This window comes from Rhizobium sp. ARZ01, assembly GCF_014851675.1.
Lineage (GTDB): Bacteria > Pseudomonadota > Alphaproteobacteria > Rhizobiales > Rhizobiaceae > Mycoplana.
The window spans coordinates 2,824,090-2,837,061 of the sequence record NZ_JACVAE010000001.1; the positions used below are offsets into that span (position 1 = coordinate 2,824,090).

10 protein-coding genes are annotated in these 12,972 nt (G+C 62.8%); 6 read left to right on the forward strand and 4 right to left on the reverse strand.

The window, feature by feature from the left end:
* Position 1 precedes the first annotated feature (1 nt).
* Positions 2 to 1,117: a metallophosphoesterase gene (locus IB238_RS13375; protein WP_192246959.1), complete on the reverse strand. Its 1,116-nt coding sequence runs from the start codon at positions 1,115 to 1,117 to the stop codon at positions 2 to 4.
* A 121-nt stretch (positions 1,118 to 1,238) separates the two neighbouring features.
* On the opposite strand from IB238_RS13375, the gene IB238_RS13380 reads away from it, so the two are divergent.
* The gene (locus IB238_RS13380) at positions 1,239 to 2,123 is read left to right on the forward strand and encodes a PhzF family phenazine biosynthesis protein (RefSeq protein WP_192246961.1); all 885 of its coding nucleotides are present in this window, start codon (positions 1,239 to 1,241) and stop codon (positions 2,121 to 2,123) included.
* Between the two features lie 5 nt (positions 2,124 to 2,128).
* Here the strand turns inward: IB238_RS13380 and IB238_RS13385 are convergent, their stop codons facing one another.
* A complete protein-coding gene (locus IB238_RS13385) occupies positions 2,129 to 3,661 on the reverse strand; it encodes a DHA2 family efflux MFS transporter permease subunit (RefSeq protein WP_246723657.1) in 1,533 nt (510 codons plus the stop codon).
* 165 nt (positions 3,662 to 3,826) lie between these two features.
* A complete protein-coding gene (locus tag IB238_RS13390) occupies positions 3,827 to 5,026 on the reverse strand; it encodes an HlyD family secretion protein (RefSeq protein ID WP_192246964.1) in 1,200 nt (399 codons plus the stop codon).
* Between the two features lie 152 nt (positions 5,027 to 5,178).
* Between IB238_RS13390 and IB238_RS13395 the strand changes: the two genes are divergently transcribed.
* The 5 genes from IB238_RS13395 to lysS all read left to right on the forward strand — a co-directional run bounded on the left by IB238_RS13395 (position 5,179) and on the right by lysS (position 12,080).
* Complete coding sequence (locus tag IB238_RS13395; RefSeq protein ID WP_246723544.1) at positions 5,179 to 5,901, forward strand: TetR/AcrR family transcriptional regulator; 723 nt, start codon at positions 5,179 to 5,181, stop codon at positions 5,899 to 5,901.
* Between the two features lie 154 nt (positions 5,902 to 6,055).
* On the forward strand, positions 6,056 to 6,817 hold the full coding sequence (locus IB238_RS13400; RefSeq protein WP_192246968.1) for a TerC family protein: 762 nt from the start codon (positions 6,056 to 6,058) through the stop codon (positions 6,815 to 6,817).
* Between the two features lie 318 nt (positions 6,818 to 7,135).
* Entirely contained in the window at positions 7,136 to 8,908 is a 1,773-nt protein-coding gene (locus tag IB238_RS13405) for an SLC13 family permease (protein ID WP_192246970.1), read from the forward strand.
* A 195-nt stretch (positions 8,909 to 9,103) separates the two neighbouring features.
* A complete protein-coding gene (gene gltX / locus IB238_RS13410) occupies positions 9,104 to 10,573 on the forward strand; it encodes a glutamate--tRNA ligase (RefSeq protein WP_192246972.1) in 1,470 nt (489 codons plus the stop codon).
* A 10-nt stretch (positions 10,574 to 10,583) separates the two neighbouring features.
* A complete protein-coding gene (gene lysS, locus IB238_RS13415; RefSeq protein ID WP_192246974.1) occupies positions 10,584 to 12,080 on the forward strand; it encodes a lysine--tRNA ligase in 1,497 nt (498 codons plus the stop codon).
* A gap of 171 nt (positions 12,081 to 12,251) precedes the next feature.
* Here the strand turns inward: lysS and IB238_RS13420 are convergent, their stop codons facing one another.
* Positions 12,252 to 12,926: a hypothetical protein gene (locus IB238_RS13420; protein WP_192246976.1), complete on the reverse strand. Its 675-nt coding sequence runs from the start codon at positions 12,924 to 12,926 to the stop codon at positions 12,252 to 12,254.
* Positions 12,927 to 12,972 lie beyond the last annotated feature (46 nt).

Sequence of the window (12,972 nt, forward strand, 5' to 3'; positions counted from 1 at the left end):
GTCAACCTAACGGCTTGCTGAACGCATGCGTGAAGACGATGTCGCCGCGGTCGCCATAGGCTCTGGCCAGGACCACCTCGAACAATTGGTTCGTTACGCGGGCGATGGCGAGGCCGCCCATGTAGGCGGCGATCGGCTTGAACAGGTCGATGCCCTGGCGGCGGTAGATCAGCGGAACTTCGTGCTCGTGGCCGTGGAAGATGCCGATCACGTTGTAGCCCTTCAGCGTGTCGAGCATGGCCTGACGATCCTTGTCGGTCCACCAGTGCGGTGCGCCGGTGCCCTGATCATCGAAGGTCATCGCCGAAGGATCCCAGCGCTCGATTGAGAACGGGTCCCAGCCATAATGCTGGAAGAGAATGACGGGACGGCCATCGGCGGCATAGGAGGCCAGATCCTGTTGAAGCCAAGTCAGGCCGCTGACGGCCCCCTTGGTCGCGTCGCCGCCGAAGCGTTGCAGTTGCACCAGATGCAGGCCGCCCCAGTCCCAGGAGTAGTTGTCGGAGGGAACGTGGAAATTGGTCACCGGCACGGGCGGCTTGTAGAACACCGACATGCGATGGTTCAGCTCCACATAGTCGCGCATTTCCCGGCGGTAGAAGTCGATATGCGGCGGCACGCCATTCTGATCGAGGTCGTGATTGCCAAGGCCGGCATAGACGGGATAGTTCACCTGATCGAGGCCGGGGCCTTGCCGATAGCGGCTGGCGAATTGCTGCAGCTGCCAGCCCACGCCCGGAACCTTCAACTGGCCGCCACCGTCATTGGTCATGTCGCCGCCGAGAATGACGCCGAGCGGGTGGCCGATCGGCTTGCCGGCATTCTCAAGCCCGGTGTCGATGCCGTCGATGGCGCGAGGCCAATCCTTCTTCTCGATGGCGTTGATGGCGCGGACATGGCGCACCAGATTGGCGTCGGTCTTGCCCTCCTCTTCGCAATGCGGGCTGAGCGTGTCGGCTGTCACCAGGCAGGCATGCACGTCGGCGGCGAAGATGAACGTGGCGTCGGTCGCCGGCCACGGGTTCTGCGCGAAAAGCGATGCGCGCGGCAAGACAAGAGAGAGACCGAGACCAGCGGCCCCGCTCAGAACATGACGGCGCGTGGGATGAAAAGGCATGCGGATCTCCGGTTCGAAAGACGGGCCGCATTCTGGAACAGGATCGCGCAGGCGTACAGCACCCAAGGTTCCTTGAGCAGCCCCGGCGAACTTGCTACCACCGTCTCTTTGGAGACGGACGATGAAGCTGCCCTTTTACACGCTCGATGTCTTCACCCGAACCCGCTTCGGCGGCAATCCGCTCGCCGTCGTGCTTGATGCCGATGGGTTGACGGGCGAAGAGATGCAGGCGATCGCCCGCGAATTCAATTATTCCGAAACGACGTTCGTGCTGCGCCCGAGGGACGAGCGGCACACGGCGCATGTGCGCATTTTCACGCCCACGGTGGAAGTACCGTTTGCCGGGCACCCCAATGTCGGAACGGCCTATGCGCTGGCAACCATCCAGGGCGCCGAGCCGGCAGAAGAACTCGTTTTCGAGGAAGCGGCCGGGCTCGTGCGGGCGCGAATCCTGCGCACGCAAGGCAGCGTCGATGCGGTGCAGCTCACGGCGCCACAGACGCTTTCCGTGGGGCGCAGTTTTGCACCGGCGAGCGTTGCCGCGTGCCTGTCGCTTGCGGTGGAGGATATCGCAATCAGCGTGCACCAGCCCTGCATCGCCTCGGTCGGCCTGCCCTTCCTCGTCGTCGAAATCGCGACGCGGGCAGCCTTAAAGCGCGCCAAGGCCGACCCAGCGGCGTTTTCCGCAATCCTGCCGGCAGACGGGGCCGACGCGATCTATCTTTATTGCCGTCAATTGCAGGAAGAGGACGGCGCGGTCGATTTCACCGCCCGCATGTTCGCGCCTTTCGACGGCCTGCCGGAAGACCCGGCGACCGGCAGCGCCACCGCGGCGACCTGCGCTCTCCTCGCAAGGCTCGAGAAGAATGCACCGCAGCGCTTCGAGGTTGCTCAGGGCATCGACATGGGGCGGCCGAGCCTCCTCTCCGTCGAGGTCGACAACGATGCGACCGTGCGGATCGGCGGCACCTGCGTGCCGGTGATGAGCGGGATGCTGAGCGTATAGCCCGATCAGTGCCCGCCGCCACCACCGCCTGCGCGGGCCTCGGGCTTCTTGATCATCACGACGCAGGCGAGCATGCCGGCGAACAGCAGGGTCAGGCACAGGAACACGTCGCTGAACGACATGATCATCGCCTGCCGCTGGACCAGCCCGACCATCTGCTTGATCGCGACCGTCGCCCCATCGAGTCCGTGCGCGGAATAGTTCGCAGTCATGTTCTTCAACTGCTCGACCGCAGCAGGGTTGCCCCAGTCGATGTGCTCGCGCAGCCGCATGAAGTGAACGTCCTGCCGTGTGGTCAGCATCGAGTTGATGACCGCAAGGCCGACGGCGCCGCCGAGGTTTCGCGTCAGATTGTAAAGGCCGGAGGCATTGGGGATGCGGGCCGGCGGCAGCGTGCCGAGCGCGATATTGTTGATCGGCACCATGCACAGCATCAACCCGACGCCGCGCAGGATCTGCGGAATGAACAGTTCGTAAAAGTCCCAATCCGCCGTCAGCCCGGTCATGATGTAGGTTCCGGTGCCGAAGGAGATGAAGCCGATCGCCATCAGCACGCGGGGATCCAGCCTGCTCGACAGCATGCCGGCAACCGGCGCGGTGAAGAACATCGCAAGGCCGGAAACGAACATCGTCTCGCCGATCATCAGGGAATCGTAGCCGCGGATATGGCTGAGATAGACCGGGTAAAGATAGGTCAGGCCGTAAAGTCCGATACCCATGATGAACGAGAACATCGAGCCGAAGGCGAAGTTCCGGTTGGAGAAGGCCCGCAGGTCCACCACTGGAAACTCGACCTTGAAGGCACGGTAGAAGAAGAAGATCGCGCCGGTGACCGAGGCGACAGTGCCCATGACGATGTGCTCGTCATTGAACCAATCCTTGGCATTGCCCTCTTCGAGCACGTATTCGAGCGATCCCAGGAAGACGGCCATGGCGAGAAGGCCCCACCAGTCGAATTTCTTCATCAGCGACAGCTGCGGCCTGTCGAAATCGATGAAGTTCCACGCGAGGATGGTGACGATGATGCCGGGGATGACGTTGATCAGAAACAGCCAGTGCCAGGAGAAGGCATGGCTGAGATAGCCGCCGACAGTCGGGCCGATGGTGGGCGCGAGCGTCGCGATCAGGCCGATGATCGGGCTGACGATCGGACGCTTCGACGGCGGGAAGATGGTGAAGGCGGCTGCGAAGACGGACGGGATCATGCCGCCGCCAATAAACCCCTGAATCGCGCGGTAAACGATCATCTGCTCGATGTTCGTCGCGGTCGCGCAAAGAATGCTGGCAAGCGTGAAGCCGGCAGCCGAAATGGTGAACAGGTAGCGGGTGGAGATGATCCGGGCGAGCGTGCCCGAAAGCGGGATCATGATCACTTCGGCGATCAGATAGGACGTCTGCACCCAGGCGATCTCGTCCGAGCCGGCGCTCAGGCCCGCCTGGATCTCGGAAAGCGAGGCCGACACGACCTGGATGTCGAGGATCGCCATGAACATGCCAACCACCATGGCGAAGAAGGCGATCAGCCGCTTCGGGTCCATGGCGTCGGTCGCGGGAGGCGCCGGCCGTGCAGGCGTGCCTTGTAGGGCAGTTGTGGCAGACATGGCCGGCTCCGGCGTCAAACGTCACCCAGGCGCGGACACGCCCTGGAGATCATGGTGTTGAGATTGAGAGAACGCCGCGCGCCCCGCCGAGGCGCGCAGCATTCACTTTGCCGCTGCGGCGCCTGCCTCGGGTGCCGTGCGGGTATCGACATCGACGACAACGCTCAGGCCCGCCCTGAGACGTCCGCTGTCGAGCGCTTCCTTGGGCAACGCGATGCGCACAGGCACGCGCTGGATAACCTTGGTGAAATTGCCAGTCGCGTTTTCCGGCGGCAGCAGCGAGAAGACCGAACCAGATGCCGGAGAGATCGATTCCACCGTGCCGACAATCGGGTCGTCGTCATAGGCATCGACATGAACGCCGACCTTGGAGCCGGGAACCAGATGCTCGATCTGCGTCTCTTTGAAATTCGCCTCGATATAGAGTTCGCGCGTCGGCACCAGCGCCATCAGCCGCTGGCCCGGCGATACGAGATCGCCGACCTGAACCGCGCGATTGCCGACCACACCGTCATAGGGCGCCTTCAGCGCTGTGAAAGAAAGGTCGCGCGCGGCCTTGTCGCGCTGGAGCTCCAGCGTACGGATCGTACCTTCGGTTTCCTTGCGCTGCGCTTCAAGGAGCGCGACGTTGGCCTTGGCAGAAACGATCGTCGCCTCGCCGCCCGCAAGATTGGCTCGTGCCTGGTCGAGTGCGACATTGGCGGTATCGAGATCGGCGGCCGTGCCTACGGCCTTGGACTGCAGCGTGCTTGCACGGCCCTGGTTGATCTCGGCACCGCGCACGGCTGCCTGAAGGGCCGTCTTCTGCGCTTCCGCCTGGGCAAGGCTGGCCTTGGCGCCGTCGATCTGGGCATCGATACGATGCAGCGAGAGCTCGGCCGTGCCGATCTGGGCCTTCGTCTGCGCCAGCGCGTTTGCATAGTCGCCGTCATCCAGCGTCACCAGCACATCGCCTGCCTTGACTGCCTGGTTCGCGGCAACATGCACTTTGGCGACATAGCCGGTCACCTTCGGTGATATCGTCGCAATGTCACCCTCGATGTAGGCGTCATCGGTGGAAACCATAAAACGGCCGTTCGTAAACCATTCGTAGCCGTACCAGCCGCCGCCAGCGAGAAGCGCCATGATCAGGACGGGCACGACGCGGCGCTTGCCGCCAACCTTCCCAGCGGGTGCCGCCGCAGGCGCCGCTTCAAGGGGTGCGGGCGCCGAAGGCGCCTCGGCCACCGGCTGCGCGTCTGCGACGAAATCGTCATCGACCGGACGAACCTTGGCATTGCTCGAAGTCTTAGAGACTGACATGTGTCTACCCGAAACTGGCGCTAGGCTAGGGAAAATATCGAACTGAACCGTTCAGTTCGATTTGACATAATACCAAATCTGATCCATATCAAGATGAAATCGAACCGCGCGGTTCGAAAAGCATGAGACAAGAGGAAATTCTGCAAGGCGCGATGGAGACTAAGTTAACGGAAGCCTGCGACGAGACATGCCCCAGCGTCCCACCCGGACGGCGTGCTGCCGGCGAGGACCCGGTCAAGCGCGAGCAGATTCTCGACGGTGCCAAGCGCGTCTTCATGGAACAGGGCTTCGACGCCGCGAGCATGAACGACATTACCCGGGCGGCCGGTGTCTCCAAGGGCACGATCTACGTGTACTTCGAGAACAAGGAAGACCTGTTCGCCGAGCTCATCCAGCGCGAGCGATACCGGATCACCGAGTCTGCGCGTCATGCCCTCGACGCAGATGTGACGGTCAGAGAGGCCCTGCATAACTTTGGCGTTCTCTTCGCCAAGCATTTGACGGCGGAATACACGATCAAGGCGATGCGCATGGTCATTGCCGTAAACCAGCGCATGCCCGCGCTTGCCTGCACCTTCCTTTCGGCAACGCCGATGAACCCGGTTTCGGTGCTGAAAGGCTTCATGGACCGTCAGGTCGCTCTCGGCGCGCTTGCCATCGATGACACCGAGCTCGCAGCCAGGCAGTTCCTGGAACTGGCAACGGTCGGCATGTTCAAGTATCGCCTCTTCGGCACGATGGACACGCCGCCGCCAGCCGAAGAGATCGAACGGATCGTCAACAGCGGCATCAAGGTTTTCCTCGCGGCCTACGGGACTGAACGGACCGAAGCTCCTTCCGCTCGCGAGCGCAAGGGCGGCGGCCTTCGTCAATGACACTCCGCCGATTGAAATCCAACTGCCGCTCCGCAGATAAATGCGCCCGGTGGCAAGCTTTTTCGCGTTTTCGCTGCAACCGCTGCCTTGTAACACCACTGATTCTCCATACATACGGACGTCAATAACGTTCCGAACCGGAGAGGAAGATTGGATGGACAGCATTCTTGTCCTGATGCAGAGCCCTGAAGCCTGGATTGCCCTTGTGACGCTGATCGTCATGGAGGTCGTGCTCGGCATCGACAACCTGATCTTCATCTCGATTCTGACAAACAAGCTGCCGCCGGAAAATCGCGTAGCCGCCCGCCGTATCGGCATCGGGCTGGCACTGGTCATGCGGCTGGCATTGCTCGGCACGATCGCCTGGATCGTCAAGCTGACGACGCCTGTGTTCGAGGCCTTCGGCCACGGCTTCTCCTGGAAGGACATGATCCTGATCGCCGGCGGTCTGTTCCTCGTCTGGAAGGCGACGAAGGAGATCCACCACAATGTCGATCCCGCCGATCACAGCGAGGACTTCTTTGCCACCAGCGCGGCAGCCGTCTCGTTCGGCGCGTCGATCGGCCAGATCCTGCTGCTCGACCTCGTCTTTTCCGTCGACAGCATCATCACCGCCGTCGGCATGACGCCGCACCTGCCGATCATGGTCGTCGCCGTCGTCGTCGCGGTCGCGGTGATGCTGCTGGCAGCTACCCCGCTTGCCAACTTCATCGAGAGGAACCCGACCATCGTCATGCTGGCGCTCGCCTTCCTCTTGATGATCGGCACGACGCTGATCGCCGAAGGCATGGGCTTCCATGTTCCCAAGGGCTACGTCTACGCCGCCATGGCGTTTTCGGCGCTGGTCGAAGTGCTCAACATGTTCTCGCGCAATGCACGGCTGCGGAAGAAGGCTGAAGCTCAGACGCTGCATTGATGACGTGAAGCGATAGCCTTCGATGAACTGAATAGAGGCCGGCGATCCAAATCGCCGGCCTTAGTCGTTGGGAAGCTCAGTGAGTGGCGGAGGCGCGGGCCGGACGGGTAAGGTGCTCGACTGCCCTTTCGTTGGCTGCTGGGAGAAACCGGAAAAATCCCCGCATTCTCCATCTCCGTCATGTCCGGTTGGCACGGCCACGCCTCTTAAATCGAGAACCGTGATAAATCCGAAAAGTTCCGGAACCTTTCGTTCTGGCTGGAATTTTCCATGGACGTCTGCAAGTCTGCACCGGATCGCGGATGATCGGGGAGCCCCATGACGACACAGCAGATCCTGGCGTTTTCGGTGATCGTCTTAATGATGGCCGGCTTCATCTGGGATCGGGTGCGCTACGACATCGTCGCTTGTCTCGCCCTCCTTGTGTCGATCGCCGTCGGAATCGTCCCCTACGACAAGGCCTTTTCGGGTTTCAGCGACGACATCGTCATTATCGTCGGCAGCGCGCTGGTGGTCAGCGCCGGCGTTGCCCGCTCCGGCATCATCAACACGGCCGTACAGCGCTTCTTTCCGAGCCTGTCCTCCTTCACACCGCAGATGGCGCTGCTCTTGATCTCAGTTGCGGTCATGTCGGCCTTCATCAAGAACATCGGTGCGCTCGCCATCATGATGCCAATGGCCTTCCAATTCTCCCGACGGTCCGGCGTGGCTGTATCCCGCTACCTCATGCCGATGGCTTTTGCCGCACTTCTCGGCGGGCTGATGACGCAGATCGGTACCTCGCCGAACATCGTCGTCTCGCGCATGCGCGAGGAAATCACCGGCAACAGCTTCACCATGTTCGATTTCACCCCCGTCGGCGGCATTCTGACCGTCACCGGCGGCCTTTTCCTCCTCGCCTTCAATCGCCTCGTGCCGCTGCGGGTCAACCAGAATCCGTCGCTTGACGAAGCACTCGACTTCGCCACCTATTCCTCCGACGCCACCGTGACGGAGAAATCCAGCGCGGTCGGCAAGTTGCTGAACGCCGTCCTCAAGCCCGGCGAAGGCGACATCGCCGCCACGGCGATCATCCGCAATGGTCGCCACATGGCGCCGCTGCCGGACGTGACCGTTCAGGTCGGCGACACGATCCTGCTGGAAGGAACGCCGATCGCGCTCGATCGGGTCACGTCAGCCGCGGGCCTCGAACTTTCGGGCAAGCCGATCAAGGAGATACCGGCACCTGGCGAGGAGATCGCAGCCATCGAGGCGGTCGTCGCAAACGACTCCCGCCTGGTCGGACTGTCGGCCCGGCGGCTGGCACTGTTCCACAGCTATGGCATCAACCTGCTCGCCGTCAGCCGGCAGGGAAAGCGGCTGACGGAGCGTCTGAGCGAGGTGAGGCTCGACCCCGGCGACGTGTTGATGGTGCAGGGCGGAATGAAAACGCTGCCCGCTACCCTGCAGGAACTGGGCCTTCTGCCGCTGGCCCAGCGCGAAATCCTGCTCGGCACAAGGCGGCGCGCGATGGTGCCGGTCATCATCCTGGCCGCGGCCATGCTCGCGAGCGCGACGGGAGCGGTGCCGGTCGCGACCGCTTTCTTCGCCGCCGCGATCGCCATGCTGCTTTTCCGCGTGATCCCGCTTGCTGACGCTTACCGGGCGGTAGACGGGCCGATCCTCATCATGCTCGCAGCCCTCATCCCCGTCTCGGACACGCTGAGGACCACCGGCGGCAGCGAACTGATCGCCGGCTGGCTTGGCAGCATCGCCTCGGGCATGCCGGCCTACGGTGCACTCGCGCTGATTGTCGTGACCGCGATGGCCGTGACCCCGTTCCTCAACAATGCCGCCACCGTGCTGGTGATGGCGCCGATCGCCGTCAGCTTCGCCGCAGCACTCGACTACCGGCCGGAAGCCTTTTTGATGGCAGTGGCCATAGGCGCCGGCTGCGATTTCCTCACCCCGATCGGGCATCAATGCAATACGCTCGTCTTCGGTCCGGGCGGCTATCGCTTCAGTGACTACCCGCGCCTCGGCCTGCCGCTGTCGCTACTGATCATCGTCGTCAGCGTACCGTCCCTGCTCTACGTCTGGCCCGTACGCTAGAAGAGGCGACACTCCCTTGGCCACAATCCCTTGACGCGCCGGATCGAATATGGTCTCACCCCTGCCAAATGGAAAACTCCGCCTTCGCCGCAATTTTGGCGGCAAATCGGGCTTTCCCTCCCATAAAGCATGAGCCGATCACGCGGGAATTCCTCCGGCGAACGGCATCACAGCATTCGACCGGGCCGAAGACACATGAACACCTCCGCAACCAACGCCCCCGTACGCGTCCGCATCGCCCCCTCCCCCACCGGCGAGCCGCATGTCGGCACCGCCTACATTGCGCTGTTCAACTACCTGTTCGCCAAGAAGCACAACGGGACGTTCATCCTGCGCATCGAGGACACGGACGCGACCCGCTCGACCCCGGAATTCGAAACGAAGGTGCTGGACGCGCTGAAATGGTGCGGCCTGGAATGGGCGGAAGGCCCTGACGTCGGCGGCCTCTATGGTCCCTACCGCCAGTCCGACCGCAAGCACATCTATCTCGACTACGTCCGCAAGATCGAGGCGAACGGCCACGGCTTCCGCTGCTTCTGCACGCCCGAGCGGCTGGAGCGGATGCGCGAGGCGCAGCGCGCCGAAGGCAAGCAGCCGAAGTATGACGGCCTCTGCCTCAACTTGACGGCCGAGGAAGTGACCAAGCGCGTCGAAGCCGGCGAGCCGCATGTCGTACGCATGAAGATCCCGACCGAGGGTTCCTGCAAGTTCGTCGACGGCGTCTACGGTGAGGTCGAAATCCCGTGGGAGTCGGTGGACATGCAGGTCCTGCTCAAGGCCGACGGCATGCCGACCTATCACATGGCCAACGTCGTCGACGACCATCTGATGAAGATCACCCACGTCGCCCGCGGCGAGGAGTGGCTGGCCTCGGTACCGAAGCACATCCTGATCTACCAGTATCTCGGCCTCGAGCCGCCGGTGTTCATGCACCTGTCGCTGATGCGCAACGCCGACAAATCGAAGCTGTCGAAGCGCAAGAACCCGACCTCGATTTCCTACTACACTGCGCTCGGCTACATGCCGGAGGCGCTGATGAACTTCCTCGGCCTGTTCTTCATCCAGATCGCCGAAGGCGAGGAACTGATGACGATGGACGAGCTTGCCGCAAAGTTCGATCCCGACAACCTGTCTAAGTCCGGCGCGATCTTCGACATCCAGAAGCTCGACTGGCTGAACGGCCGCTGGCTCCGCGAAAAGCTCTCGGAAGAGGAATTCGCAGCCCGGGTGCTGACCTGGGCGATGGAGAACGACCGGCTGAAGGAAGGCCTGAAGCTGTCGCAGTCGCGCATCACCAAGCTCGGCGAGCTGCCGGATCTTGCCGGCTTCCTGCTGAAGTCGGACCTCGGCCTGACGCCCGAGGCTTTCGCCAAGGTGAAGTCGACGCCGGAAGAAATCCTGGAGATCCTCAACACGGTCCAGCCGGACCTGGAGAAGATCTTCGAGTGGAACGTGGAAAGCATCGAAGCGGAACTGCGCGCGATCGCCGACCGCATGGGCAAGAAGCTGAAGGTCGTGCTGGCGCCGCTGTTCGTCGCCGTCTCCGGCTCGTCGCGCTCGTTGCCCCTCTTTGATTCCATGGCCATCCTCGGCCGCTCGGTCGTGCGCCAGCGCCTGAAGGTCGCCGCCCAGGTCGTGGCTTCGATGGCTGGCAGCGGAAAGTAAGGACAGAACGATGACCGACAACAAGACCGAAACCGCCCTGTCCTCCGACGCCACCGAAGTGCGCCGCCAGAAGCTCGAGCTTCTGCGCGAGCAGATCGGCGACGTCTACCCGGCCCATTTCCATCGCACGATCACCAATGCGGATTTGGCGCAAAAATACGAAAACCTGGAGCCGGATACCGAGAGCGGCGACGTTGTCACCGTTGCCGGCCGCGTCTACTCCTCGCGCAACTCGGGCATGTTCATGGACATCCATGACGCCTCCGGCAAGGTGCAGATCTTCAGCCACAAGGACACGACGCCCGACGAAGCGCGCGCGCTGCTGCCGATGGTCGATATCGGCGACATCATCGGCGTGACCGGCGTCGTCCGCCGCACCAAGCGCGGCGAGCTGACGATCAACGCGCAGCAGATCACCATGCTGACGAAGTCGCTGCTGCCGATGCCGGAGAAGTGGCACGGCGTTTCCGACGTCGAGATCCGCTACCGCAAGCGCCACCTCGACATCATGACCAACGAGGAATCCAAGCTTCGCTTCCAGCAGCGCTCGCAGATCGTCTCCGGTATCCGCCGCTTCATGGAGAACGACGGCTTCATGGAAGTCGAGACGCCGATGCTGCACTCGGTCTATGGCGGCGCGACGGCCGAGCCCTTCAAGACCCACCACAACACGCTGAAGCTCGACATGTTCCTGCGCATCGCGCCGGAGCTGTACCTGAAGCGCACGCTGGTCTCCGGCCTGACCGACAAGGTGTTCGAGATCAACCGCAATTTCCGCAACGAAGGCGTCTCGACCCGGCACAACCCTGAATTCACCATGATGGAGTGCTACTGGGCCTATGCCGACTACGAGGACGTCATGGACCTCGTGGAGCGGCTGTTCGCCGAACTTGCGATCAAGGTCCACGGCTCGACCGAGTTTGCCTACGGCGACAAGGAAATCTCCTTCAAGGGTCCTTTCCGCCGCGTACCGATGCCCGACGCCGTCAAGGAAGCGACCGGCATCGACTTCCTGTCGATCAAGACCGACGAGGAAGCCCGCGCCGCCGCCAAGGCCGCCGGCTTCGAAGTCGAGAAGGACTGGACCTGGGGCGAGTGCCTCGCCTTCATCTTCGAGGAGAAGGTCGAGCCGACGCTGATCCAGCCGGCCCACGTCACCCACTTCCCGAAGGACATCTCGCCCTTCGCCAAGGAAGTGCCGGGCGAGCCGCGCCTCGTCGAGCGCTTCGAGACCTACTGCAACACCTGGGAACTCGGCAATGCGTTTTCCGAACTGAACGATCCGGAAGAGCAGCGCGCCCGCATGGTCGAGCAGCTGGAGCAGGCGCATGCGCGCGGCGAGAAGGCCAAGCAGCTTGACGACGAGTTCCTCGACGCGATCGACCAGGGCATGCCGCCGGCCGGCGGCCTCGGCATCGGTGTCGATCGCCTGATCATGCTTCTGACCAACGCACCGTCGATCCGCGACGTCATCCTCTTCCCGGCCCGCCGGGCGAAGAACGACTAAGTTCCGACATTTGCTTCCATCGCCCCGCCTTGAGCCGGGGTCCAGCAGCGCCGCGTCTGCGGCCCTGAAAACGCCAAAATGTTGAATCTTTTCGCCGCGCAGCGCGCGGCGGCTGGATGCCGGCTCAAGGCCGGCATGACGGAGAGTAATGGCTTTCGTCAAGCTTGAGCGTCAGTGCGCGCTCGCCGCGACCTCGTGCGAGCCTGCATCAGCGGACGCGGCGGCGTGTTTTTCGGCGGTCTCGCCACCCTGAGCACCGGCCGTCGTTTCCTCGCCCTCCGGCGGCGGATCGACGCAATCGGTGCGTTCCACCATCGCCGTGACGATGCCCTTGATTTCATCGAGGTCGAGCGCCTTGCGCTCGCCGTAGAACTCGCCGTTCGTAGCGGCCGTGCCTTCGGCATAACTCGCCTGGAACGGCGCCGTCATGCCGGAAATCTTGCCGGGATCGCGTGAGAACAACACTTCCGCGCCGATCGCGCGACCTCGCATGTCCGCCCGCTGAGCAGGACCGGCCTCGTCAAGCAGCACGACCTGATAGAGATCCGCCTTCTCCCTGTTGGAAAGCGCACCTGCAACCCGCAGCGCCGTCCTGACCCGCACGTCACCGTCTTCGGCCTTCGCCCTGATGTAGTGCCTTATCCACTGCTGGCCGTCCTGTTCCTGGCGCACCGTGAGGACGTTTGTGCAGGCAACGCCGGAGATTTTCTCCGGGCGCGGTCCGAGGATCGCGTCGCGGCCGACAAACGCGGCCACCGCACCCGATGCGCCAGTCAGCACGACCACACCGGTAAGGAGGATCAGCACCTTCTTCGGCAGGCGCAGTTTCGAGGGGAGGAACTTCACCGTGAAGCACAACTCTTTATAGTGAAAACGCAAGGCTCGAGCGCGT

Coding starts and splice junctions, on each gene's coding strand:
- IB238_RS13375 (WP_192246959.1), bottom strand. CDS start 1,117: ATGCCTTTTCATCCCACGCGCCGTCATGTTCTGAGCGGGGCCGCTGGT.
- IB238_RS13380 (WP_192246961.1), top strand. CDS start 1,239: ATGAAGCTGCCCTTTTACACGCTCGATGTCTTCACCCGAACCCGCTTC.
- IB238_RS13385 (WP_246723657.1), bottom strand. CDS start 3,661: ATGGACCCGAAGCGGCTGATCGCCTTCTTCGCCATGGTGGTTGGCATG.
- IB238_RS13390 (WP_192246964.1), bottom strand. CDS start 5,026: ATGTCAGTCTCTAAGACTTCGAGCAATGCCAAGGTTCGTCCGGTCGAT.
- IB238_RS13395 (WP_246723544.1), top strand. CDS start 5,179: ATGGAGACTAAGTTAACGGAAGCCTGCGACGAGACATGCCCCAGCGTC.
- IB238_RS13400 (WP_192246968.1), top strand. CDS start 6,056: ATGGACAGCATTCTTGTCCTGATGCAGAGCCCTGAAGCCTGGATTGCC.
- IB238_RS13405 (WP_192246970.1), top strand. CDS start 7,136: ATGACGACACAGCAGATCCTGGCGTTTTCGGTGATCGTCTTAATGATG.
- gltX (WP_192246972.1), top strand. CDS start 9,104: ATGAACACCTCCGCAACCAACGCCCCCGTACGCGTCCGCATCGCCCCC.
- lysS (WP_192246974.1), top strand. CDS start 10,584: ATGACCGACAACAAGACCGAAACCGCCCTGTCCTCCGACGCCACCGAA.